This is a genomic window from Prauserella salsuginis, assembly GCF_024648885.1.
Lineage (GTDB): Bacteria > Actinomycetota > Actinomycetes > Mycobacteriales > Pseudonocardiaceae > Prauserella > Prauserella salsuginis.
The window spans coordinates 162,256-188,231 of sequence record NZ_JANBBF010000010.1; the positions used below are offsets into that span (position 1 = coordinate 162,256).

General features: G+C 63.8%; 16 protein-coding genes and 1 pseudogene. 7 read left to right on the plus strand and 10 right to left on the minus strand.

All coding sequences use genetic code 11. The features are described from left to right. Positions 1 to 228: 228 nt before the first annotated feature. From cysC to sbnB, 5 genes are all read right to left on the minus strand, one after another. Positions 229 to 840: an adenylyl-sulfate kinase gene (gene cysC / locus LY40_RS11965; protein ID WP_258936856.1), complete on the minus strand. Its 612-nt coding sequence runs from the start codon at positions 838 to 840 to the stop codon at positions 229 to 231. Positions 841 to 880: 40 nt separating this feature from the next. Further along, positions 881 to 1,864 (minus strand): 2,3-diaminopropionate biosynthesis protein SbnA, encoded by a 984-nt coding sequence (gene sbnA / locus LY40_RS11970; protein ID WP_308216695.1) that lies wholly within the window; start codon positions 1,862 to 1,864, stop codon positions 881 to 883. A 45-nt stretch (positions 1,865 to 1,909) separates the two neighbouring features. Then, complete coding sequence (locus LY40_RS11975; RefSeq protein ID WP_258936858.1) at positions 1,910 to 2,698, minus strand: hypothetical protein; 789 nt, start codon at positions 2,696 to 2,698, stop codon at positions 1,910 to 1,912. 81 nt (positions 2,699 to 2,779) lie between these two features. Then, a complete protein-coding gene (locus LY40_RS11980) occupies positions 2,780 to 4,558 on the minus strand; it encodes an FAD/NAD(P)-binding protein (RefSeq protein WP_258936859.1) in 1,779 nt (592 codons plus the stop codon). Next, the gene (sbnB, locus tag LY40_RS11985; protein ID WP_258936860.1) at positions 4,555 to 5,526 is read right to left on the minus strand and encodes a 2,3-diaminopropionate biosynthesis protein SbnB; all 972 of its coding nucleotides are present in this window, start codon (positions 5,524 to 5,526) and stop codon (positions 4,555 to 4,557) included. Before sbnB ends, LY40_RS11980 begins: the two co-directional genes overlap by 4 nt. 538 nt (positions 5,527 to 6,064) lie before the next feature. Between sbnB and LY40_RS11990 the strand changes: the two genes are divergently transcribed. From LY40_RS11990 to LY40_RS12020, 7 genes are all read left to right on the plus strand, one after another. Next, positions 6,065 to 7,072, plus strand: coding sequence for an iron-containing redox enzyme family protein (locus LY40_RS11990; RefSeq protein WP_258936861.1), 1,008 nt, complete (start codon positions 6,065 to 6,067; stop codon positions 7,070 to 7,072). Continuing rightward, on the plus strand, positions 7,069 to 7,362 hold the full coding sequence (locus LY40_RS11995; RefSeq protein ID WP_258936862.1) for a hypothetical protein: 294 nt from the start codon (positions 7,069 to 7,071) through the stop codon (positions 7,360 to 7,362). Before LY40_RS11990 ends, LY40_RS11995 begins: the two co-directional genes overlap by 4 nt. After that, a complete protein-coding gene (locus LY40_RS12000; protein WP_258936863.1) occupies positions 7,359 to 8,564 on the plus strand; it encodes an APC family permease in 1,206 nt (401 codons plus the stop codon). The genes LY40_RS11995 and LY40_RS12000 overlap by 4 nt, the downstream gene beginning before the upstream one ends. A 213-nt stretch (positions 8,565 to 8,777) precedes the next feature. Further along, positions 8,778 to 9,695, plus strand: coding sequence for a hypothetical protein (locus LY40_RS12005; RefSeq protein ID WP_258936864.1), 918 nt, complete (start codon positions 8,778 to 8,780; stop codon positions 9,693 to 9,695). A 1,223-nt stretch (positions 9,696 to 10,918) separates the two neighbouring features. Then, entirely contained in the window at positions 10,919 to 12,493 is a 1,575-nt protein-coding gene (locus LY40_RS12010) for a type I restriction-modification system subunit M (protein WP_258936865.1), read from the plus strand. Next, positions 12,486 to 13,685 (plus strand): restriction endonuclease subunit S, encoded by a 1,200-nt coding sequence (locus LY40_RS12015; protein WP_258936866.1) that lies wholly within the window; start codon positions 12,486 to 12,488, stop codon positions 13,683 to 13,685. Before LY40_RS12010 ends, LY40_RS12015 begins: the two co-directional genes overlap by 8 nt. Beyond that, positions 13,685 to 16,768 (plus strand): type I restriction endonuclease subunit R, encoded by a 3,084-nt coding sequence (locus tag LY40_RS12020; protein WP_258936867.1) that lies wholly within the window; start codon positions 13,685 to 13,687, stop codon positions 16,766 to 16,768. Before LY40_RS12015 ends, LY40_RS12020 begins: the two co-directional genes overlap by 1 nt. A 335-nt stretch (positions 16,769 to 17,103) precedes the next feature. Here LY40_RS12020 and LY40_RS12025 read toward each other — a convergent pair whose 3' ends face one another. The 5 genes and pseudogenes from LY40_RS12025 to LY40_RS12040 form a co-directional block, all read right to left on the minus strand. Continuing rightward, positions 17,104 to 19,896: a pPIWI_RE module domain-containing protein gene (locus LY40_RS12025; protein ID WP_258936868.1), complete on the minus strand. Its 2,793-nt coding sequence runs from the start codon at positions 19,894 to 19,896 to the stop codon at positions 17,104 to 17,106. Positions 19,897 to 19,920: 24 nt separating this feature from the next. Continuing rightward, the gene (locus LY40_RS12030; protein WP_258936869.1) at positions 19,921 to 22,761 is read right to left on the minus strand and encodes an ATP-dependent DNA helicase; all 2,841 of its coding nucleotides are present in this window, start codon (positions 22,759 to 22,761) and stop codon (positions 19,921 to 19,923) included. 42 nt (positions 22,762 to 22,803) lie between these two features. After that, a pseudogene (locus tag LY40_RS26515) lies at positions 22,804 to 23,349 on the minus strand (pPIWI_RE_Z domain-containing protein); the annotation flags it as partial. Next, positions 23,342 to 24,514 carry a pPIWI_RE_Y domain-containing protein gene (locus tag LY40_RS12035; protein WP_258936870.1) on the minus strand — a complete coding sequence of 391 codons (1,173 nt, stop codon included), beginning with the start codon at positions 24,512 to 24,514 and terminating at the stop codon, positions 23,342 to 23,344. The pseudogene LY40_RS26515 and the gene LY40_RS12035, both read right to left, overlap by 8 nt. Then, on the minus strand, positions 24,474 to 25,940 hold the full coding sequence (locus tag LY40_RS12040; RefSeq protein WP_258936871.1) for a PD-(D/E)XK nuclease family protein: 1,467 nt from the start codon (positions 25,938 to 25,940) through the stop codon (positions 24,474 to 24,476). Before LY40_RS12040 ends, LY40_RS12035 begins: the two co-directional genes overlap by 41 nt. Positions 25,941 to 25,976 lie beyond the last annotated feature (36 nt).

Sequence of the window (25,976 nt, forward strand, 5' to 3'; positions counted from 1 at the left end):
GCCCACGCGGCTACGTATCTAGTAATCGAATCAGGGACCGTGGGACGATGGATAAGTACAGTTGCACCCGGCACTCCGTGCATCTGCCCGCGCCCAGCCTGCTGCACGTCAACACCGGGCACAACTTCGCCTAAGTCGTTGAGCACCGCTATACGGTCCGCCCCCAGTAAGCCGAGTTGGTCGGTGGCGGGGACGGGTGTGATCGCCGCGTGTCACAAGCGAAACGGATCACCGCAGACCCCAGACCTTCATCGCCGCCAGAACGCGGTCTACGGAACCCTCTACGGTTTCCTCCTGCGTGTGCAGCCGCAGGTCGGGGTTGCTCGGCGTCTCGTAGGGATCGTCTACTCCGGTCAGGCCGGTAATCTCACCGGTGCGCTGCTTGGCATACAGACCTTTGACGTCCCGCTCGGCGCAGACCTCCAGCGGTGTGGCTACGTGGACCTCGCGGTAGGATGTGCCCGCGCCAAGGTGCTGTTCCTTGATCACCGCCCGTGCATCGGCGTACGGCGCAATGACAGGAACCATGACCTTGACCCCGTTGCGCGCCAACAGCTGCGCTACCCAGCCGACGCGGTAGACGTTGATGGTCCGGTCTTCGCGGGAGAATCCGAGGCCGTTCGAGAGTTTGGCGCGGAACTCGTCGCCGTCCAGCACTTCGACGCGATGACCGACGGCGCGGAGTTCGCTGGCTACCATGCGGGCGATCGTGGTCTTGCCCGAGCTCGGTAGACCGGTCAGCCATACCGTCGCGCCGTGTTCCTGTCCGGGTGTGGTGCGGTACGCGTCGTGCTCGACCAGTGCCGTCTTTCTGTGTGGTGGTCCCATATCAGCGTTCATAGTTATCTACCCCAATAGCAGAGCGAAGCTGAAACAGTCATCAGACGAACGTCTTCTGCAGCTCTTGACGACGCGTGCGTGCCATAGGCGACAGACAGCCCGGGAACCGTTCCTCCACCCACGACCGGTCGTAGAGCGTGTCGAGGTACCGGTCACCGAGGTCGGGCGAGATAGCCACGGCGGTGACGTCGTCCGGAATGTCTTTCAGGTATCGTTCGGCCGCGCTCAGTACGGTGCCGGTCGACCCGCCGAACAGGAACCCGCGCTCCGCGAGCCGGTAGCACATCTGCACAGCTCCCCGTTCGTCCTGCATGATCACTTCGTCCACCATCGACTCGTCGACGAGTTCGGGACGCCTGCTGGCACCGAGGCCAGGCAGGAACCGGGGTCCTGGTGCGCTACCGAAGGTGACCGATCCGATGCTGTCGACCGCTATGACTTTCGCCTTATGTTCGTGGTCCCGCATGTAGCGCGCGCAGCCCATGAGCGTGCCTGTGGTGCCCGCGCCTATGAACACGTAGTCCACCGACGGAAATTGTCGGATCAGTGCAGGTGCGGTGTGGCGGTAGTGGGCCCGCCAGTTCTCGTCGTTCGCGTACTGGTTCAACCAGACGTAGTTCGGGCTGACCTCGCACAGCTCTTGCACGGCACGCATGCGGCTACCGAGATACCCGCCCGTCTCGTCGAGCTGGGTGACCACAACGACCTCGCCGCCCATGCTCTCCACAAGGCGGTGGACGCCGGGGTTCGCCCGAGGATCGATAACGCAGACGAACCGGTATCCACGGCTTGCGGCGAGAATCGCCAGCGCAATGCCGAGGTTTCCCGACGAGGACTCGACGATCACGGAGTCTGGAGTGATGCGGCCGGAGCGTTCCGCCTCATCCAACATGGAGCGAGCGGCCTTCAGCTTCACCGATCCGGCGAAGTTGAAGTTCTCACACTTGAGATAGAGCTCGCGACCGAGGAACGGGCGCAGATTGACGTAGACGTCGTCGACGACGAGGTCTTCGGCGGCGGTCACGATGGGCACAACGATTCCCCCTGTTTACTGTGGTGACGGGCCACGTCATCCGTATGTGACTTCTTCGCTTGCCGCGTGCACGAACTGGGGCGCGTTCCGCAGGCGTTCGTACTGCTCCGTTGCCCAGCGCACGTGGTCGCGGAGACCGTTGGTCTCTGGGAAGTCTTCTACTGGGATGGGTACCTCTACGGGCATTTCGAGGCCCTTGCTGTTCAGCACCCTGGTAAAGAAGTGGTCGACGCCGCCGACTCGGTAGTTGCTCAACTGCAACTCGGGCTGCGGCTGCCACCTCAGTTGAGACTCGTCGAAGTACAGTCCCCACGCCGTGAACATCTGGTCGAACACTTGTGGAGGGTTCGACCGGAAGTCGTAGCTGTCCATGACTATATGGGGGACGTCGTGCTGTTGGCATTGGTCTATTTGCTCGATCAGTGCGTTCCAGCCCGTTTCCGCCAGTGGGAAGTCGAGCGGCTGCTCCTGGAGCTGCCTAACCCGGCGGCGCGAGCTGATAGTCAACCGCGGGTCGCGCAGCAGGAACACAACTGGGTGCGCGGTCTTCGACAGCAACTGAGGTAGGTGTGGGCCAATTTGGAAGCTGATCTCTTTGACCAGCACGCCCTCGCCGACCTTGGCACCGACCACCGGCTGAAGGTCGACTGGGCTGTCGATAGCGGCTTCAGCCGCTGCGGCGTCGAGGCCCTTGAAATAGGTGGACTCATACGGTTCGTGCGAGTAATAGCGTATGGCGGGGTTGTTCCAGATGACACGGGACAGCGCGGTGGACGCGCTACGAGGAGGTCCGATCACCAAGTAGGTGTTTCGCGGATCAGCCACGGAAAATCCTTTCACAAGAGGTTGACTCTGCGGAATTAATCGAAGCGCAGGGCTTATGCGGCTCCTTTATTGCAGGTGATCTCAGATGAGAGTCAATTTGTTCAAGTGCGAACTACTAGTCGAGTTAGAAGTAGACAAGAACGACCGGACCGCGCGATCTGCGTCATTGGTTGCCCGCGATTTGGAACCGGGTGAGGTTACGTAGTGATTGTAATAGCTGGACCCCTCAGCCAGCGGTCCGAAAACGGCCAGAGTTGGTTGCGGATTTCCCTGCGCATCGATTGCGAACCCGTTCTCATCGACCTGTGCGCCGAGCTCCGTGCGACCTGCGATGACCGGGCGCAACCTGTCCGAGGTGTACAGGTGCTGCACCACCGGATTTGTCGAATAAGTGATCGTCGGTGAAGGGGAGAACCCGTACACCACGCGATTTAGCTCCGTCGTGCGGGGTTTCGTTAGAGCGGTGGACTCGAGCAGCCATCGTCCGTCCGACCAGGTGAGCCCGCATTTCGGGCCGAGGCCGGGTGAGAGCACACCGGCTCGAACCAAAGCGACGAGCTCCTCGTTGCGTTCGAGCTGAGGGCAGATGACATTACGGTTGATTTCGCTGGCGAATGGGCCGAAGAACTCCGCCAGCGACAGCTCGGTCATTCCCACCCCGTCCACTGCGTGGCGTAGCACTTCGCGTAGATCGCGAAGCGTCTCGAACGCGGCCTTGATTGGGCTGCGGTCCAGTCCTCGGCGCGCTTCAGTCAGGTCTTGCTCGACCTGATCGACGAACCAGACGCCGTAAGAATCTGCCGAATACAGGGCGGAGGCGGGGACCTCGGCAGTCCAGGTCGCGGTGACTTGGGCCGTGAGTCGGGCCGCTACAACAGGGTCAGGTTCCATCACGCTGATCCGGTGCCGCATCTCGGCGTTCACCAGCGGGAGTACGTCGCGGTGGAAATCCAGCCTGCCGTCCGCCGTACGCGCCCTGGCCTCCTGTAGCGCGGATAGGGTTAGGTGCTGCGGGGCCATGGGCTCTGACCGGTAGGGACGTGGTCGTGCGCGGGCCGGCAGACCTCTGCGCGTGATGAGCACGATCTTCGGCTCGTCGCCGCTCGCTACGTATCTCAGCTGTCCAGCAGCCTCGTAGCGGCCGCCGCGACCGACCGTGAGTTCGGCGATCACGTCCATAGCCGTCAACCCGCTACCGAGCACGCCGATTGTCTCGCCCGCGCCGATGTGGGCTAGTGCACCAGGCATCGGGTACGGGTTGCCGATCACGGCGGTACCGGGAACTTCCTGACCCAGGAGCCGTGGAACCGGCGTGCCAGTGTGGCCGACGCACAGAACCACGCCGTCCACTTTCACGGACGTGCCGTTGTCGAGCGCAACCTCTTCGCGCCCGTCTATCAGCCGACGCACCTCGAACGCCGCGCTATTGTGCAGGCGGATGTCCAGCCAGGGCGGGGCGACGTCGAGCAGCTGTCCGAACGCCCACCGCAGGTACTCTCCGAGCAGACGGCGCGGCAAGTGGTCGATGGGCTCGACCCTGCGGACCTCGCCGGTGTTTGACGTAACTCGAACACCACGCCGTAACGACCACTCGTAGAGCGACGGCCCGCGGACGCCACCATCCTCAACCATAACGTCATCCACGAAGGTGGTCAGCTGCGAGGCGATCGTGTTTAGTAGCAGGTGGTCCGACTGAGCGCCGTGGATGCCGCCGCCCGCCGCCTCGGGATCGATTATGTGGAGCACGATCGGTCGCTGCTGCAGATCACGACTCACGTGGAACACAAACCGTTCGAGGACGTTCATTCCGCGGGGGCCACAACCGATTAGCGCGTAAGCGGCGGCGTACCGATTGTTCACCAGCGTTTCTCCTCGCCGATGAAGTTCTCGATCTCGACCGCTTTTCCGGCATCCCTTGCCTGTTTCAGAACGAACGAGCCGACTGCAATGTCGAGAACGCCGAGACCGAACGGGGAGAAGATGGTCGCTCGGTCAGAACGCAATTCGATTTCTCCACGAAGTACATCGCCGATTGTTCCGTCGATGAATTCCCGCCCGTCCGAAAGGCGTTCGGCAAGATGCGCTGATGTTTCTGCCTTGAGGCAATGGTCGACATCGTCGAGAACATTGTTCGACCGAAGTAAGATCTCCGGTGCGATGTCCCGCAACGAAATGTTAAGTACCAATTGTCCGGGATGGAACTCCGTAGCCGGAGTGACATAAGGCGTCGGTGCGGTAGTGGCGAAGACGACGATGTCAGATTCCAACGCCTCGTTGAGAGTGTCGACGAACTTCGCGGTGATCGGGTATTCTTCCGAGATGTATCGGACGAGATTCGCCCCGCTGGCGGGAACCAGATCGTGGACGACGGCCTCGCTAATACCCTGAACGGCCACCAGGAGATAGTCGGCAATGGTGCGAGCGATGATGCCGGACCCGATAAACGACACCGTCCGCGTTTCAGCAGGCTTCAGCCGTGCCGCCGCCAGCGTCGCTGAGGCGGCGGTGCGTGCTGCGCTGATGCCAGCGGACTCCAGGCACGCGATCGGGGACCCGGTTGCGTAGTCGTTGAGGAGCAGTGCGGCGGACGCACGTGGCCTGCCCGACGCAACATTGTCCGGGAAGCTGGCGATCCACTTCATGCCGATCTTGTCGAAAGTTCCGCCGAGGTATCCAGGTAATGCTATTACCCTGGAGTTGGGTTTATCCGGGAATCTTAGAAAGTAACTATCCGGGTTGATGCTCGCGCCAGCCTCGTGCAACAAGTATGTCTCATGCACCAATTCCAGTACGGTGGTACGAGAGGTTCTCAGAATGTCGTCGGCCACTTCTCCGGGTACGACAAAAAAACTCAACAGAAAAATCCCCCAGTTTTAGAATTTGTGAAACGACGCAAGAAGAGTGTCTATCGTGTACTTATCGTCAGTCCTGTGTCAGTCTTGATGCGACTGGGTGAATTTTAGGTGGCCAGTCCTTGTTGTCTCGGAAAATAAGTTGATACCTTCGGTGGTGCGACGTGGCAATTCTCGCCGCTGGGTGTACGGGTGTATTCCAATTTCTCCAAATCCCCTCATTTCACCGTGAATGCTCCCATGGAACGCGCTGCTATTCGCAATACTCCAATAGGTTGAACCTCGACGGGGTGCTCGGAGGGTTTGTTGCACGCGGTGGTCAGTTGTCGGCTCCGACTTTGTGGTGTGATGTGCCTCATGCCACAGTCGAAGTGGATTCAACAATATTCCGTGTGCTGCCTTGTAGCGTTACGGTTTCGTCGTACGCAAGCGCATCGCGGCGGCACGCCGTCAGTAGTGTCGGAGACATTGGGGAAGTTGAAAAATGGTTGCAGATTCGACCATGGTCGTCCGCGTGGAGGACCTCGTTGAGCGGGTCATACTTGGCGAAGGCGACGTGGTGCGGACGATGATCCGCGGCAGTGGCGGTGCGACGGAGCTGGGTTGGCAGCTGCGTCGATCCGCGTACGAACTCGCGCAACAGGCAGACCGAGACAGTGACGCGTTCGCCCGCCTGCATCGGACCTTGGAGCTGATGCACAGCCTGTACTTCACCAAGCCCAGGCCCGGCGAGGCGGACATCAACCGCCGCGCCATCATCGACCCGGCACAGGCCGTGCTGGACGACTTCGCAGTCGGATTCGAGGACCAGTGGATCGACTCCACGCGATGCCCGGACACGTCGGACCCGGACGAGTTCGTACGAGAACTCAAAGATCAGGTTCGAGCGCACCCGGCGAATCGGCACCCGTTCTACGTCGACTTCCTGCCCAACACCGCTACCGTCGAGCACATCCGGTACTACCTGGCTCAGGAGACGGCACTGGACCCGCGGTTCGACGACTTCATCGCGCTAATGCAGCTAGGGTGCGACCCGCAGCAGAAGCTGGAACTGGCGGGCAACTACTGGGACGAGATGGGCAACGGCGACCACACACGAGTCCACACGAACATGTTCAGTCAAGCGATGCACGAGGTCGGCGCCACCGAGGAATTCGTCGCCAACAACAGGCTCACCGAGACGCTGGTGTGCGGGAACCTGTCCGCGGCGTTGGCCGTGAATCCGCGGTTCTACTACCGGTCCATCGGCAGCTTCGCCGTCACCGAATTCCTGTTCCCGCGCCGCTGCGCTCAACTGCTGGAGGCGTGGAACCGCAACGATCTACCGGCCGCCAGCGGCGAGTACCACCGGGAACACATCGGCGTCGACGCCCGACACGCCAGCGGCTTCTTCCGCAACGTCATCAAGCCCGAACTGGCCAAGAACCCGGCCAGCGGCCCGGACATCTACTGGGGAGCGATGGCCCGCATGAACTCCTCGCACCGCTACCTGGACTGCCTGCTGACAGAGGTTACCCGGTGAGGCTGACCGTCACACGCGGCGACGAAGTGGCGTCGTTCGACGTCGATACCGTCGACGACCCTGACTTTGAGCGGTGGTGTCGCACAGTCACCATGATGTCTGAACACATCCACGCCGCCTGCCCCAAGATCCTTGACGACACCGTGGGGAGGATGCTGGCCGCAGTGTCGGAGATCGCGGACGCGTTCGACGTCGAATGCCGGATCGACACCCACTCTGCCGGCCAGCGTGAACAGGTCGAGGCGTTGCCATTGGAAGATGCGTTCGTGACGGTGCGGGTGCGGTTGTGACGTTCGCCCGCTGTCTCGCGCTGTACGTCACCTCCATCGTCGGCGTCGGTGTGCTCGGTTTGCCCGCGCTGGCCTACCGACAAGCCGGCGTGTGGTCGTTGGTGGCGTGGCTGGTCATGATCGTCCTCGGTGCGGCTGTCGGATATTTCTTCCTGCAGTTGGCACTGCACCACGCCAGCGGCGGCGGGGTGGCCGACTACGCACGCGCCGCGTTCGGCGACCCTCTCGGCCGCTTGTGCGGTTACCTGTTCTACTTCGCCATCCCTTTCGGGGCACCCGCCACCGCCCACATTGCCGCACTCATGCTCGGCGAATATCAGTCGTGGCAGTACTGGACCGCGTTCGGGATCATCCTGGTCGGAGCGGTCATCGCCAACGCCGCCGGTACGACCGTCGCGTTCCGCGTTCAGCTCGTGGGAGCTGTGGTGCTCGCCGTCGCGCTCGCCGTCGCCGTCGGGGGTGCGATCACCCATGTCGAGCCCGCCAATTTCACGACCGGTCCCGAACACGGCCCATTGTCGGCGCTGGGCGCATTGTTGATCGTGTTCTTCGCGTTCGCCGGCTGGGAGGCTGTCACCGGCTTCGCCCACGAAGCGCTCACCGCCGGAGTCAACCTCCGCCGCGTTACCGCCATCACCGTCGCGATCATCGCGGTCCTGTACACCGGATTCGCGGTCACCTCTATCGGCGCTATCGGACCCGACCTGGCGACGACACCCAACGCGCTCGGCACACTCCTGTCCACCACCTTCGGCCCTCACGCCGTCTGGGTCTCACGAGCACTCAGCCTGCTGCTCGGTCTGCTCGCGGTGAACGCGTTCGTCGGATCCGTCGCACGGCTTGGCGCCGACCTAACCCGCCGACGGCACCTCCCGCAGCCGCTCGCCCGCGCCACTGTGCGCACCCACAGCCTCCAACTCGGCATCCTCGGAGCCGTTGTCACCGCCGTGTTCGCGCCGACGGCGCTCGGGATGGACACGACCGTCGAGATCGCGTCAGGAATGTTCGCCGCTGTCACCATCATCGGCCTACTCGCCGCCGCGCGGCTTCTCACACTGTCCAAACCGGCGCTGCTCGTGCTCTTCGTCACGTGTGCTCTGTTCGCATCGGCGATTCTGTCCAACCTTGCGGCCATCGTCACGATCACGGCCGTGGCGGCAGCGACGGTCGTCTTCGTGCGCAATCGCGCTGGGTCAACCTGACAGGAGCTATCCCGGTCGCGGAGATCGAAGCGTGGGCAAATGCGCGGCAGCTGGCTGCCGCCCACCAGCGGCTCGGCGGGAGGCCAATAGGATCACCCCCACCACAGTCGACCGAGGCCTCACCAAGAGCCAGGGCGACCTCTGCCTCCAACTGTTCCTCTCGGCTGGACGGCCTGGTCTCGCCAGCCGGAGGCGGGCGGTATCGCCCGCGGTGTGGAGCTCCACGAGCTCGCGGACCGGCTCCGCCCGTACCTGGGCGCGACGTTCCCCGGTTCCGAGGTCGGCCGTGTCAGCGTGGAGGGCGACCGGGAGGTTCTGTTCGTCATCGGGCTGCCACCCGAGGACGGCCAACCGATCTATCCTTGCCACAAGGCGCACGGCGTGCCCGGAGAGGACCAGCTGGCCGATGGTGCGATCTATGTTCGCGACCACAGCAACACTCGGACCGCGAACGCCGGCGAGATTATGGGGCTCATGGAGCGGGCCCGCGGTGTCCCGCGGCATCCGATTACCCTCGACATCGACCTCCTCGGCACGATCCACCGGGTGGACCGAGTCTCCGAGACGCTCGACCGCCTGTATGACCTCGAAGAGCAGCGGTATATCGAGTCGTCATCGAAGGAGAAGAGGCCGCCGCTGCCCGGCTACATTCCTTCGGGGCTCTTCGGCGACACGGTAATGCCGACGACAGAGGATCGGGCAACGCGGCTGGATGTGTGGAAGCAAGCGCGCCCGGAGCACATCGAGGCAGGCCGTGCACGCCTGCTCGGCGTGGCCCTCGGGGGCGTGGGACCGTGCGTGGTCAGCCGAGATCGGTTCGTCGCCAGGCCGGAGATCATCTTGACTTTCCACGATTGTGAGGTCGGCTACCCGGTGGGCTGGGGCCAGCGCGGAAAGAATGGCGAGGTAACGCTGACGCCGGAGTCGTTACGGCCGAACGTGGAGTGGCGCACCGACGTGGACGACTACGTGGTGGTGGCCCGCGACCCCCAGGCCACGTCCGTGCTCGTCACCTGGGTGCTCACCGAAGACAGCAGCGACCTGACAACCCGGGGCGAGATCGTCGTCCCCGCCGGCACGCTGGTGGACGCCGCCGAACTGGTCACGAGGACCTTCCTGAACGAGGACTGACACTCGATCCACGCGCGGACCTGCATCCACCGGTCCGAATCTCGGACGGACGCCGCCGGGTAGTGGACGATCATCGCGCCCGGTCGGATGGTGGCATCGAACACTTGTGCTGGGATCTGGGTCCGCGTGTGTGGGCGTCACGTCCGTCGAGGTCGAGCTGGTCGACCAGCCAGCGCTGGTGGGCGGCGAGAGTAGGTCATCGTCGATGGGAGGAGGTGCCGCACCACGGCCTGCTGCAGACGTGCATGCACGTCCATCAACACGCCGCCGAGCTGCTGATTGTCAGGAAGTGGTGGGCCCCGTGGGACTCGAACCCACAACCCGCGGATTAACCTGCCACTACGCCTTTCGGCGCCGCCCTGGGCGTTTGTGGTCTGGACTGTCCCTTCACCGTGGCGCTGGTGCGCTGTAGGTGCCACCCGTCCAGTCTCTACACCTTCCGGAGCGCTGCTCCGGCTTGGCTCGGGATTGCCATGCCAGCGAGCTGGCGAAGGGTTCCCCGACTTTGGGTGGTGTCATCCTGATCGTTTCCGACCAGGCGCTCCTATTCGAAGTCCGCTGCTCTGCCAATTGAGCTAGAGGCCCTAGCTGCCCACAGTGTACTCGGTCGGAGTTTCGCCGCGTTATGTGCCACCCCGCGCTGCAGATCGGAGGCAGCGGTGGGGGGTGCGCTACCCGTCCGAGTGTCATTGCACTGGGAACGCGGAGTGTGGCGCTTCGCTCGAGGTCTGCGCCGACGGTGCCGCGACGGGTTGGCTTCGCCACAGGTCAAGCTAAGTGGCGGAAATCACTCTTGTCCGTGGTACTTCGTCGATGACTCTGACGGTCGCCTTAGCGGCGGGGTCGTAGGACCTGCGGCACGGGTCCGTTGCATACGTCGTCGGAGGCCGATCGATGGCCACGAGACGCCCAGTAACGTCGATTCGTCCCCCGAGGTGCGGCGAGCCTGCCTTGATCGCCTACCCAGACGTCGCGGACGTCCTACCCCCGGTCAATCCTCTGTTCCTCGATGGCGGCTTCGTAGAAGGCGTCGGCGAGTGCCGTCTTGATGGTGTCGATGGCGGGACCGTCGCTGAAGTAGTAGCTGGCCATGGTGTTGCGGGCGTCTTGGCTGTCGACACGCTGGGGTGCGCGTCTGCCCAAGCCCCTCGAAATAGGGTGTCTCGGTGGAGGCGCAACGGCCTACCCGTCCCCGCCCTCTTACGAGTAAGGACACCCGACTGATGGCAGTGACTCAGCAGGAGATCGAGAGCCGACTGTGGGACGCCGCAGACGAGTTGCGTGTGGCGATGCCCGAAGCGCAGTACTCGTCGGTGATGTTTCCCCTGATGTTCTGGAAGTACTTGTCGGACACCTGGGAACATCACCACCAGGAGTTCTTGGCCGACAACGAGGGCCTGGACGACCTCTCCCCCGAGGAAGCCCACGAGATCGAGTTCCGCGACTACCAGTCGTTCGAGATCCCGTTCATCCACCCGGGCACGGTCCGGGAGCGTCGCGCCTCCTGGTCGTCCATCCTTGCCACCGTCACCCAGCCGGGCCTCGGCAAGCGGGTCCGCGCGTCCCTGCAGGCCATCGAGACGGCTAACCCCGATAAATTCTCCCGCCTGTTCGGAGCCATGACCTGGACCTCCGACGAGGTGCTGCCAGAAGAGGTGTTGGCGGCAGTCATGCAAGCGATGGACCGCACTCCCAGGATGCACGAGGGCAACATGTCCCACGACGTGCTCGGCGGGGCGTACGAGTACCTGCTGAAGCGGTTCTCCGACGGGGCCGGCACCCGCGCCGGCCAGTTCTTCACCCCACGCGAGGTCGTCGAACTGATCGTCGAAGTCCTGGACCCCAAGAACTTCGAGTCGGTGTACGACCCGACCTGCGGATCGGGCGGGATGCTCATCGCCTCCGCGAACCTACTGAAGGCCCGCGGTGGGCGCGGCTACACGCTCAAGCTGCGTGGGCAGGAGTCCGTACCGGACACTGCGGGTGTGGCGCGCATGAACCTGTTCATGCACAACCTCACCCAGTTTCAGATCGAAGTCGGCGACACCCTGAAGGACCCGCGCTTCAAGAAGCCGGACGGGTCCGTCGCGCAGTTCGATGTGATCGTCGCCAACCCACCCTTCAGCTCTAAATGGAAGCCCTGGACCCAGGACCCACGCGCCATCGGCGGGGTAGCGCCACAGTCGGCAGCGGACTGGGCGTTCGTGCAACACATGATCGCCAGCATGCATCCCAAGAAGGGCCGGGCCGGTGTCGTCCTGCCGCACGGTGTGCTGTTCCGCGGTGGCCAGGAGGCAGCCATCCGCCAGCGCGTCCTGGACGATGACCTCCTGGAGGCCGTGATCGGGTTGCCAGCGAACCTCTTCTACTCGACTTCCATCCCGACCTGCATCCTCGTGTTTCGCGCTCCCGGCACCAAGATTGAGGAGCGCCGGGACGGGGTGCTGTTCCTCGACGCCTCCACACGATTCATCAAGGGCAAGAACCGCAACGTCCTCACGGAGGAAGACATCGCCGATGTGGTGACCGCTTACCATTCGAACTTCGATCCCGACGGCAACCCCGTCGACCCTGACGGCGACGAAGGACTTGCGGCGCGGTTCGTCCCTACCACGGCGATCGCAGCGAACGGCTACGATCTCAACATCGGCAGGTACATCAAGCAGGCCGAAGCTAAGCAGGAGGACCTCGGCTCGCTCATCGATGCCTACAACGTTGCCCGTGCCGAACGTCAGAAGACCGAGCAGCACATGCTCGCCGTCCTCGCCGATGCTGGGATCGAGGGCCTCAGTGAGTGACGGCTATCCACTTCGTCCGCTCGGAGAGGTGATGCGCCTCGACATCCAGCGCACACCGATGAAGCCTGCAACCACCTACCGCCTGGCCGGCGTCCTGAATGCAGGACAGGGACTTGTCACTAAAGGCGAATTCGACGGTGGCGAGACAGAGTACACGACAATGAACGTGCTACACGTCGACCAGGTCGTGATGCGAAAACTGACCGCGTGGGAAGGTCCGATCACCGTAGTATCTGCCGAGTTCGATGGATTCGTCGTCAGCAACGAGTTTCCCACGTTCACGCTTGGCCCAGAACTGATGCCCGACTGGATGAGGCACGTATGTCGCTCACCGCGACTGTGGACAGAAATGAAGAACCGGGTGAGCGGGACAGTCCAGCGGCGCAAGCGTCTCAACCCAGAGCAACTCTTGCAGATCCAAGTGCCGATCCCACCCCGCCAGGTACAAGCGCGGATCGTCGAGATACTCGACGCGATCGACAACCAGATCACCGCACTCGACACCGAAGCGGATGCGATCCAAGCAGTTCTTCGTCGACTTCGTGCCGACTCGATGACCGACGGGGCTGTCGATGAAGTCCGCGCAGACGAGGCTTTCACTATCACTATGGGCCGCCAGCGTTCACCGCAACGCTCGACTGGTCCGTACATGACTCCCTACCTTCGGTCTGCCAATGTCGGATACGGAACCTTCAACTTCTCCGACGTACTTGAGATGGATTTCACCCCGGCCGAGCGCGAGAGCTTCGGCCTCCGGTACGGGGACGTCCTAGTCTCCGAGGGGAGCGCGAGTGAGACCGCAGTGGGAATGCCAGCGATGTGGCGGGACGAGATTCCCGCTCCGATCTGTTTCCAGAACACTCTGCTTCGCTACCGCGCCGTCGACGGTGTCACCATTCCGGCGTTCGTCAACCACTGGTGCCAGTGGGCGTACGAGTCTGGGCAATTCCGAGAGGTCGCTGGCGGAACCAACATCAAGCACATCGGGTCCAAGCGAGCGGCACGCATGCCAGTGCGCCTCCCGAGCATCGAGCACCAGGCGCGCATCGCGGCGGAACTCGACACGATGAGCGAGGTCGTAGCAGCGACCCGCGCTGAGGCTGTTCAGCTCCGCGAGGTTCGTGCCGCTCTGCTTTCAGGCCTGCTGGACGGGACCATCAGCATCGACGCTGCCGAACTGGAGGTTGCCTAATGGCAAAAGGCGTGCGGGAGCGTGAGTTCCAGAACCTGATGATCCAGTGGTCCCTCCCGATGGGCTGGCGTTTCACAGCTGGCAGGTCACTTCCGCGCGAGACAACGCAGGCGGTGATCGCGGGTCAACTGCGGGAGGCGATCGTTCGGCTCAACCCCGGGGTGATCGACGGGTTCGACGTGGACGCCGTCGTCGAGGAGATCGTCGCCACGGTCAACGCCGTCGACGGCGGGCTGGTGCGAGCCAACGAGCAGGTGCTGCGCCTGCTGCGCGGACTCAGGGAATTCCGGGATGCCGACGGCGTGTGGCATGCCCTGAAGGTCATCGACTTTGAACACCCGACCGACCCGACTGCGAACACGCTGGTTGTGTCGGACGAGGTGAGCATCTCAGTTCCCGGCAAGCCCTCCCGCCGGTTCGACCTCGTGTACTGGGTCAACGGCCTTCCTCTGGTCGTGGTCGAGATGAAATCACCGACCTCGAAGTCAGGGTGGGTCGACGCCGCCCGTGAGATCAACGACGTCTACGCCACCGAGTACCCGTGGTTCTTCACCCCTAATGTCTTCTCTCTCGCCTCCGACGGCCTGAAGCTACGGTTCGGCGCCGCCGGTGCGCCCACGAACCTGTGGCAGCCGTTCCGGTCCACCGCCGACGACGAGCACCTGTCCGGGCAGGCCGACGTGCAGCGCACCGTCGAGCTGTTGATGAACCCGACCACGATCCTGGACATGCTCGCCAACTTCGCCCTCTTCGACACTTCCGGGGGCGGGGCCGACATGAAGTACCTGCCCCGCTACCCGCAGATGGAGGCCGCCCACCTGATCCACGAGCGCGTCCTGGCGGGCGGCTCGAAGGGTTTGGTCTGGCACCACCAGGGCTCCGGGAAGACGCTGCTAATGGTGTTCGCCGCATCCCTACTGCTGGCCGACACCCGCACCGACTCTCCCACGATCATCCTGCTCTCGGACCGGACCCAGCTCGTTCGGCAGACCTCCGGGGTATACACCTCCGCCATGGGGGACGCCTACTTCCACCAACCTGCTACGAGCCAGGAGCTGCGTTCCCTGTTGGCCGACGACGTGCGCGGCGTCATCTCCACGACCGTCCACAAGTTCGCCGACGCCGGCAAGAACCTCTCGACCCGGGGCAACATCATCGTGCTGGTCGACGAGGCGCACCGCACGCAGTCATCCCGGCCGAAGTCCCTGGCCGGGCAGATGCGGGCAGCGTTGCCGCACGCGAAGTTTTTCGGCATGACTGGCACGCCGGTCCGCAACCTGGCCACCGACACCTTTGCCCTCTTCGGCGACGAGTCTGATCCAGGCAGGGTCCTGCACCGGTACTCGGTGTCCCGGTCTCTGATGGACGAGGCGACCGTTCCGGTCTTGCTGGACCCACACCCGGTCGCCTTCGAGATGAACGACCAGGAGTTGCAAGCCGAGTTCGACCAATTTGCCGACGACTTCGATCTCGACGACCCCGACCGCGAGGCCCTGTCCCGCAAGTTCGGGCGCCTCACCTCGGTGTTCTCAAATCCCGATCGCATCGAAGCGGTGTGCCAGGACATCGTGGACCACTACCTGGCCGGTACCTACCGCAACGGCCTCAAGGCGCAAGTCGTTACGTATAACCGTGAGCTCGCCGTGGCCTACACGGACAAAATCAACGAGTTGTTGGCCGGATTCGAAGTGTCACAAGTACTCACCGAGGTTGGGAAGCACGACCGTATCACCGCTGAGGTGAACGTCTTCGTTGCTGACTCCAAAGACGAAGACCCCAACATGCGCCCGTTCCGACTGTCAGAAGCCGAGGAGGAGGAGCAGAAGCGACGGTTCCTCGCCCCGGACGACCCACTGTGTTTCCTCGTGGTTACGGCGAAGCTGATGACAGGATTCGATGCCCCCAACGAGGGTGTCCTCTACCTGGACAAGCCATTGAAGGCGCACACCTTATTCCAGACGATCACTCGGACGAACCGCACCTGGGTGGCCCCGACCGGGTTCGAGAAGACCTCCGGAGTGGTAGTGGACTACATCGGCCTGGCCGAAGAGGTTCAGAGAGCCGTGGTCGACCCCACCACGGCGGAGACCGGTAAGGGCGGAGGGTTCGTCACCGACCTGACCGAGTTGGTGGTCGAGTTCCGCACCACCTTCGCCCGCATCGAAGACCTCCTTGCGGACGTCGATGACCTGGACCTCACGGTCCACGGGTACGAGTCCGTACGAGCCATCAACCTCTTCCTTGACTCCGACCCTCACGCCGCGGCGGTATTCGCCAAGGACTATCGGCTCCTGGCTCGCCTATATCCACTAATCAACACCGACAATCGGATCGCCAAATACCGAGACGGCTTCGGACTGTTCGGGTCCGTGTACACGACCCTGTTCAAGAAGTCCTCCGACGAGGAAAGAAGGGAACGGCTGAGCGAGCTGGGGCCCATGGTCTTGGAGATCATCAACGCCCACGTCCACTCCTTCTCAGTGGTCGCCGCCCAGGAAAAAGCCCTCGTCCTGGACACCCAGGGTATCGCCGTGCTCAAAGAACTGCTGGCACTCGTCCGTTCCAAGACCGACAAGGACGACGAGGACACCACACCGCCGTCCGCCGCGGAGATCCTCGATCGGATCAAGGCATCCCTGGACCACGGCGTCGATCCGGGGTCCGCGAAATACACCGCCCTCGCGGAGCGGATCAGACTGCTGCGGGACCGGATCATCCAAAACGCCCAGGATGCACTGGAGTTCCTGTCCGAGGCACTCAGGGTCGCTCGCGCCATCGTGGACGCCGAGAAGCATCCCGACGAAGCCGTAGTCGTCGTGGACGACGACCACGTGGGTGTCCTAACGCGAATCATCCACGACCATGCACCGCCCGGCCTCACAGTTACAGAGAGGAACCTGGCCGAGGAGATCGACCAGGTGGTCACCCGGACCCTCGCTGCCTCATGGGATAACGCCGAAGCTCGCAACCGCGGCGTCCGCCGCGCAACCGCTGCAGTTTTCCGCCGATACCAGTTAAAACCAGTTGGCGAACCGTTCGACTCGACCGTTTCCTACATCGAGGCCCACTATCTCGTTGACTGAACGATACACGGAATGGTTCAAATGTAAAGCGAAACCTTGCCGTCAGAACAAAGGCGTGAGCGTCGTGGCAGTGGTTAAGCCGCGGCGGATTGCAGAACATTATTCTCTAGATCGAGCTACCGGTTCCTGGGCAGTTCAGCGCAGCTGACGCCGAGGGCCTCGCCAGACGCGGTGACCTGTTTCTCACCCAGGCGAGCCCGGGTGACGGCTCACTGATGGAACTCAAGCTGCTGCGGTGCAGACATCCTGTCGTAGTCCATGACAACCAACGATCATCTCCGACTAGGAGCCCGAGAAACCGAGGATGCTCGGCAGGCTGGACGAGTCGTTCCACTCTAGCCATCGTTGCCTGGCGCTTGCTCATCGTCAGGAAAGCCGCACAGATCGTCGGTGTCGGTTGGTTCGTCGTCGTGAGGCAGGCCGTATTGGGAGGTGAGTTGTGCGATGTGCTGGATGAGTGGGAGTGCGAGTGCGTCACGGTAGTCCTCGGCGAAACGTTGTTGGTGCAGGAACATGGCCCAGCGCTCGGCTTCCTGTGCGTCGGGGCATCCGAGCACCGTAATCTCGAGAAGTTCGGGGTTCCAGGCGTTCTTTCCGGGGCGCCGGTCGAGTTTTCCCACCGTGTTGATCCGATGTGTCAGTTTGGTCGCTTCGACGGGAATTGAGTGATTCGAAGATTTTTCGCTAGTGCTGTAGAATACTCGTTTCTGACCATCGCCGCCCGGCAGCTTCCAGAGGCCTTTGCTAATCCCTCCGGAATCATTGTCTTTTGGCGCCCACCATTGGGGGGTTTCGTCCCGGTCACTGGTGGCGACGCGAGCGAAGCGGAGGTTGTTTCCCAAGAACCTGATGCGCTGGGCCGGGTTGTCAGCGCCTCCGAGTCGAATGCGGTCGGACATGAGTCCGGGGTTGGTCAGCCAGGGCCAACGGCTTCGGGTGTTGTGGGCGTGTGTGACGACCAGGGTCGGTGTGCCGCGCAAGGTGTACAGGATGTTCTGGACGAACGCCGCGACGGACTTGGTCTGCTGCTCCTTGGTTGATAAGTGTTCTGGGCGCACTTGACCGGTGAGCGCGATGAGTAGCTGTGGGTAGGGGACCCATTCGGTCATGTCGGGCGTGCGACCGAGGATGCCTTTTCGGCCGGGGCGAATGAGTACTGCCACCGGCGTGAACTGCGCTTTTCCTGTTTCGCCGGTTACTTGTCGTTTGACGAGCCAGAATGCGAGTTGGTTGAGGTCTTCGGGGATCGTGTCGCACACGGTGTGTGTTGGGATGAGTCGCATGCCGAGTTGTCGGAGCCCGTCGGCCCACGCTGCGGCGGCGCGAAACGGCGAGTCGTCATCGTCGTCACCGGGATTGGGTTCGGCGGGGGCGAAGAACTGGCTGACCATACCGGCGTCGGCGCAGCCGAGTCGGATGGCGAATTTGGGGTCGGTGGTGCGGTGCTTGAATTTGTCTCGTCCGTCGAGTTCTACGAAGGTGATGGCGGTGGTGTCGCCGAGCTCGCTTGCCAGGTCTCGGAGATGAGAGGCGACGGCAGCTCGGCGGTCGCTGATCGCGGTGAGGTGCTCGTTGCCCTTTCTGGGAGGCTGATCACCGGTACTGAGCGGTGCACCGAGCGAGCCTAGTGCGCGGGCGTGGATGCGAACCTCGAGGTCGGGTGTGTTCCAGCTCCACAGCTGCGGCCCGGTTGCCTCGCGGTACTCGGTCAGCCCAAGGTTGGCTTCGGCGGCGCTGATGAGCTGGTCGCGCATGTGGGTGGACTGGTAGAGCAGGACGGCGGTAAGGGCTGGTCCGTCTAGTGCCAGTGCGGCGAACTCACGCCGGCGCACGGCGTTGTTCATGTCGACGCGCTCATTAGTTGCGGCTGCGGCCGCAACTCGCTCATCGGTGGCGTGCTTCTTGGGAACCGACACCTTCGGTTCCAGCACTTTGGCTGGGTTCTGCTTGAGGGCGCTGCGGACCAGCGGTGGCGCTGGCACGAACTCAGGCGCAAGTGCTGCGCCAGCCCATTCGGTCAATCGGCGTCGTTCCGCAGGCATGATGCCGGCGCCGACCCCGTGCCAACCCATCATGGTGTGGTAATTAGCGCCGCCTTCGATACCGTCTCGGCCGTCGAGCCACGTGTCAGGTTCTTTGGCGAAGACGCCCGCGGCGGGCAGGTTGTCGATGGCGCCGACGCGGGCGAGCATGCCGCCAGGACCGCTCTGCGCCCATTCGATCTGGCGGGTTTGCCGGTTCCACGCGAACTGCGCGACGGCGAATCTGCCGGGTTGCTGGCCGTCCTCGACGAAGGGCTGCTGGGTCAGTAGATAGGCCGACACGTTTCGTGTTCCGGACATGAATACTTCCCCGGCGACCCAGCGTCGAATTCGGGTGCTGATGTGGATCCGGGGTGTTGGTGAGAACGGCACTGTGCGGAGCGACACGTTGATCACTGCGGAGTAGCGCCACTCACGAACGCCCCCATAGCTCTTCTGTGCCTCTTCATCTTTGACCTTGGTGCTGTGTTTGAGGGGTGGCCAGGACATGAGCTCGGCACCGTTAGCGCCGGCGTCGACGGCGACGCGGTGAAAGCGGACTTGCTCGCCGCAGAACTCATAGGGCGGTTGTGCAGCGATACGGTCGGCGAGGATCTCCGGCAGGATTCGGTAGAGCCGCGCAGCGGGCTCGCAGGTTCCTCCAGGTGAGAGGGTGTGTTCAAGAAGATCGACGGTTTCCGGTGTCCAGTGCAGCTGTTCCGGGTCGACAGCGCCGGCAGTGTCACGGAAGCGTTCCCACGCCTCAGGGGTGGGCGCCAAGTTGCGCAGCCAAGCGCGCACGAGCCGGGTCAGCGGGCGCATCGGGTAGTCGGTGCGGGTGTATAGCCAGGGCCGGGTGTCGTCGAAGGAAGCGTTGGCGTCGACAGTGACCAGATCAGGAGCGACGGTGCGAATCAGGGAGTTCAGCCGCTTGATCGGCACCTCCTTGATCCAGGGCCGTGAGCGTTCGGAACGGGCGGACCGGTAGAGATCGAGGACGGGTTCACGCCAGTGCGCGGGGAAAGTCAGCGTGTGCAGGTCGACCGTGAATGTCTTGTTGTCGGGGTTTGGGATGAACGCAGCGGTCTGCAGTTCTGGAAAGGCCATGGGCTGGTCCTGTTCAGTCTGTGATCAGTCGAGGTCGGCAAGTGCTTGGTAAAGCGGTTCGTAGAGCGCTTGCACGAGCGAGCGGTCGAGCGGGGTGCTGGCCGGGTCGGCGGTGAAGTAGGGCTCGAGGACGGCGCGCATGCTGGCCAGCAGGCTGGTCTCGGGGGTATCTACGGCCTGCAGTCCGGCTTGGCGAGGCGCGAACGCGGCGTCAACACAGACAACGCGGGCCGGCACGCCGCCGCGGACCAGCCGTCCGATGACCTGCCACATGACCACGAGCTGGTCCCAGGTGAAGCTGACCTTCTCGTCCGGCGTGAGGCTGCTCCATGCCATCTGGCGGGTGAGGAAGCGGTTCCACTCTTTGCTGGCTCGACGGCGAAATGCCAATGCGGCGCTATCCGGGGCTCCAGCGGCGAGAGCGTCCCGGTGGAAGGTTCGGGCCGGGCCTCGAAGTTGACGTACCGCCCAGTCGTTGATCGCGTGGATCGCGAGCGCGATGTCGTCGGGTCTTGGGTGGGGCCTGGCGAGGAAGTAGACACTGCCGATAGCCGCCTTACCGCCAGGTAGGACGATGTTGTGGCCGCGCTCTACGGCGAGTAGGGGCGCGACCAGGATCTCGCTGCCACTGTCGGGGAACTTCGTCAGTTCGCCGCGGCGCAACACCATCCAGCTGTTATCCAGGTCAGCGTCGTCGGATACCAGTTGGGTGACCCGGCCGGTCCATTCCGGGATGCGGTCGAGGTGACGGGCGGCATGTTTGGCCTCGGCGTAGCTGCCCACCAGCAGCAGGATCCGGCGCCGGTCCGGGTCCTCGATGTCGGCGAGTTCGGCATCGAGCATGCTCGGCGCGTCACCCAGGCTGCGGTCAGGGACGGCGAGCTGGTTGAGCATCTGCTCCAGGATTTTCTCGCGGTCGCCCGGACCGCTGCCGGACAGTTTGAGCGGCAGCGGTGGGGAGGTTCCCGGCCAGTAGAGGAACTCGGTGCGCAGGGTGGTGTCCAGGATCGCGGTGACTTCGTCGTCGTGTGGCCGCAGGACCGCGTCAACCGGTGTGTGGACGTGGTAACGAGTCGAGGTTCCCGCCCAGCTGGTGGCCGACATGAGCAGTACGTGCGGGCCGGGCCGGTCATCCACGGCGGGAAGGTGTGGCAGGCTGAGTAACAGCTCGCGTCCGACTCCGCTGCAGCGGAAGAACCGCAGCTCTCCGCTCTGGTCACCATCGCTGGTGCGTTCGCCGAGCTGGAACTGAAATCCCAGGACGTTACCCATGGGGGATTCCGGGATGACCGGCTCGTAGTCCTTGGGCGGGCGCCGCGATAGTACGTTCGAGGTCGCTTCCAGGTTGAGCGCGGCTTCGACCCGTGGCCACAGGATCGTCATCCGGTCCAGACGATCGTGCAACGCGGCCAGGATGAGGGTGAGTTCGAAACGTTGGGCGTGGGTTTCCAGGTCATCGGCGATCGTGGGATCGTCTCCCACGAGATCGAGCAGAACGTCGCGAAGTCGGCGGCGGATCATCGACTCGCGGTGCGCATGGAGCAGCTGCAGGGTGAGGTGCACCAACGCGTTGGCCGCCGGTGTCACGCGATCGGTGTCGTTCTTTGGTTCGTGTTCCTCGAGAGGCTCGTCGCGGAACTTGTTGAGCACGGCCTCGACGTGCTCCATGCGCTCCCGCCGCTGTGCCAGCACAGCCGGATCGCCGGTAGGAGCAGTGTCGTCGGGACCGGTGAGGTCGGGAAACCAGGACCGGATCAGCCATTGGTGCAGCGTCATCGCGCTGAAGTAGTCCTCGGTGATCCACGTCCGCAGTGGTGGGATGCCGATCAACAGTGCATACAGCCGGTCGGTTGCTGCCGAGACGGTGTCCACAGCGCTGGTCCAGTCGTCGACGTCCTGCTCGGACAGTTGCAAACGGCCCCGGCGTGCCAGCTCGCTGACCTTGTGACCGGCGACCTCGTCCAGCCACGAGTTCGGTGACTGTCCCACCAACGTCGTTGCGGGAGCAAACGCGCGGTCGAGCTGCATCTGCACGCGGTCAGCCTCGTCAACGATCACGAGGTCACTCATCCGGCACGCGAGCTCCAGGTGTCGCAGCCGCTCGTCCTGCAATGCCGGAGGGACACCGCTGTGTACCAGGCTGGCCGGGTTCGCCACCCACACCTGCGCGTCCACGAGCTTGCGGGAGGCATGATGACGTGGACACGCTGTCCACAGCGGACAGCCGTGACGCTTGCGTCGTTTCCGGTCGGGCGAGCGGTCGGCTGCGTGGTTGTTGTCGCCGAACAGGTTGTCCGAAGCCGACGTGGCAGGCTGAACCTCATATAGTGCGTTGCACGGGGCTTCCCCGATTCTGAGTGGCTGGCTCGCGTTCACCCCACGGAGGGCGTCCAGCGGGCACGCGCTGCTGAGAAAGTTGAAACTGGCGTGCTCGTGACCGAGCATTGTCTCCGCGCCGGTCGAGGCCATGCGCCGGTGCAACCGTTCGAGATGTCGCTCGCGCGTCGAGTGCCCCACCACGGGAGCGGCATCGATTCCCAGCCGGTTGAACAGATCGACGATCGCCAGAGTTTCGGCCACGTCGCCGACCACGATGGTGACGCGCTGGCCGGTCTCCGTCGCAGCCCAAAAGGTCAAGATGTCGCGCAACGTCGATTTGCCGGCGCCGACCATGCCGACCAGGTTCATCAACCGGTCAACACGCATCCGTTCGGCCTCGACGTACTCGCCCTGGGCGTCATCCCGGATCAGCAGCTTGACCCGGCCGAGTCGGCGGGTCCATTCGTTGGATCGACCCGGCAGATTCTGCTCGAGTGCATCCATCTTGGCCGCGGCTTCCTCCAACTCGGTCCACGTGACCTCCACCGGGGCACCTGCGCTGAGCGGCTGCGTGGCGAGGTCGTGCCCGACCGGTGCTGGAATGTCGGCGAGCAGCTCGGCCGGAAACGTCACCGAGTACCGCCGATCGCGGACGTAGAACTCATATTCACCTGCCGTTGCGGCGGGCAGTCGCTGGCGGGCGAACGCCGGCGCCGCGGTCAACAGCGTCTCGTAGACCTCGAATCGGTGAGCCGCCCGGCTGGGCTCGCGCCGCTGGGGCACACCGTCGACGTCCTCCAGCAGGAAGCCGCGTAGTTCCTCGGGAACCTGCAGATACTTCTCGACCGCCGAGAGCCACTCCCGGCGGCGCCGCATGTCCCACAGATAGTGCCGGCCCCGCGTCACCCGCATCGGTGCTTCGACCGTGTCTGCGCCGAACACTTCGCTGTACGGGTAACCGCCGAACAGCGTCCACGCATCCTGCGCGGAGTGCTCGGACATCACCGACCGGAGCAGATACAGCCCCAGTTCCACATCGAGCATCTGCCCTGGCGAGAAGTCACGAAGCCACTCGGGCCAGACCGGGTTAAGCTGCCCCAGCAGCTGGGTGTGCCATCCACTCCGATCACGCATCAGCCGCCCCTCCTACAGTGTCACGGTCTGCCGTGTTCCGCTGGCTTCGCGCGAGCTCCCGATCGACTCGCGCGAGCAACTCGGTGTCGGAGATCAAGTCCGGGACACCTGGCGCATCGGTGCGGTGGCGCGCGTACACGCGGCCGTAGTCTTCGCGCTCGTCGAATCGGTACTGCGGGGCCACCAAGAAGCCCTCGTCATAGAGTGGGTCGCTGCGCAGCGGCAGCGCACTGCGACCCAGTAGCGCCGGATTCGCGCGGTCCTTGACATCAACGGCCCAGACCCGGCCGCGCGGTAGCGTGATCCGCAGATCGTAGGCGTCGAAGTTGGGCCACATCTCCACGCGCACCCCGCGACGGGAGAGCTCGGCCTCGAGATCGGTCTCGGCCAAACCGGGCCCGGTGATGAACATGCGCAGCGGGCGGTTCAGCTGATACAAGCCGCTGCGGCGTGCCTCGACCCGCCGCCCCACCCGCGTATGCTGGTCACGGCGACACCGGTCCAGCTCGCATACGTAGCGATCACGCCCGATCGGTACCAGCAAGCATCCGCACCGCGCGCACACCGCGTACACACCCTCGCGAACATACGACGCGGGAACTGGATCGTAGCAGCGCTTGATCACGTCGTGCAGCAACTCGAGATCCAGGTCATCGCCCAGCGCGACGCGCTCGGCGTCGGTCAGCACCGGCTTGCTGATCAACAGCTTGCGAAACGCGGTGTAGGACGCCGGGGCACGTGCGGCGCGGCATTCGGAGATTGCTTCCAGCATCAACTGGTTCTCGACCTGCTCGGCGGCGACGTCGCGGGCGGCAATCCGCCATTCCCAGCACTGCTGCGTCGGCGTCCGCGTCAGCTCGTCTACCAAGAACGCCGATGCGCCATCGAAGTCCTCCGGCAACGTCCACGGCCACTCCCCAATCGAACGCTCCGCCGCCCACCGGACCATCTCCGGCACACTGCCCGGCGGTGCATGTCCCTTGCCCAGGCACAGCAGCACCAGCTGGTTATAGGTGTTCTGCACCGTCGCGTCGTACACCGGGTCACCCGGTCCGGATTGCTGCGACAACCGCACGATGGCGCTAGCCACCATCCGCAGCATGTTCTCGCCTTCGAAGAAGCCGTCAGCCTTCGGCTGAGGCGGCCGCTGGTCCTGGCTCAGCACTGGTCTCGTCGTCCTTCTGCTCGGGGCCAACCCCTGGGTAGCTAGGGCACCACTGAGATACCGGACACCACTGACATTCTTTGCCGGGGCGCGCGTCGAAGACGCTGTCCTCCCGCCATGGACCAGCCCATTCGCGCAGAACCCGCCGCGCGGTTTTCACCCGTTCGGAGTCGGTCGGGTCAATCGGGACAATCTCCGCCCCGGATGGGCGCAGGATCTCCAACTCGACTCGGCCCGCACCGCCAGGACCGAGAGCATCCCCGGCCAGCGCCGTAACGCCCAGGGCGAGCTGCGGGTACTCCTCCAGCGGGTCGGAGAAGGACGACCTGGGCTTCTGCGTGGTCTTGAGTTCGCGCCACACCCACCGACCCTCCTCCCGGTACACCAGATCGGGTTTGGCCACCACGACGGCGCGGGCCACCAGGTCCAGGAAAGTCAGCTGCGGCTCCACCCGGACCGAGTCCACCTCGGGCGCGTCCCGAAACGGACACACCTCCACGTGGCGGGCCAGCATCCGCGCACCGGCCGCGGCGTCCTCGCCCGTCACCCGCCAATCGCCGGCCGACCAATCTGAAACAGCATCCGGCATCGCGTCCAAGTCGCAGCCGTCACGCTGTTGATCGTGCACCTTCTCCAGCCAGGCATGCACCGCCTGCCCAAGCGCGGCCTCCTGGCTGTACTCGTAAGAACGCGGCAGATGCACCGCCCTCAGATACGCCTGGGCCGGACACTTGCGGTGGTATCGAAGTCCACTGATCGACACCGTTCGCAGAGGCCCCTGCCCGGACTCGACACCAAGCAGCCCCGGCGTACGCACCGGTCCACGGCACACTGCGACCCGCTTACACTCTCCACACCCAAACCCCGGCTCCAACGCTTCGCCATGCGCGATCTCAACGACCTGGGTCCGACCATGCGTCGCGAAGTACTCCTCCACCTCCTGCGCCGTCGCGTCTAGGAGCTCTTTCACTGATCCGTCGGCCAACCCGACCTCGATTACCCGGACCCGCTCAGCACCCTCACGCCCAGACGGGCGGAACGGTTCCGACCACGGCTGCGGCCACGATGCAGGGGCCCCGAACGCAGCAACGAACGCCGCGATCGCGACCTCCGAGGGGCCGCGTTCACGAGCTTCGCCCAGTCGTAGGAACCGAAACTCACGCAGCGCGCCATCCCCAGACTCATACCGCCGCCCCCACGCGTACAACTCCCACACCATCGACGGCAGAATCCGCTGCGCAACCCACCAGTCACGCACCGGGCGCAGCACGGCATCGTCCCGCGAACACGCCCGAAGATACGCGCGCGTCGCGTGTTCAGCGAAACGATCGACGCCGGGATGTGTCTCAATGTCGTCACTCCGTACTACAGAAAGTGCCGTGGCAAGATCAGCGCCGTCGAACTCGATCTGGTCCAGTGTCGCCATCACCGGACGGAACACAAAATCGTCCAACCGTTCCCG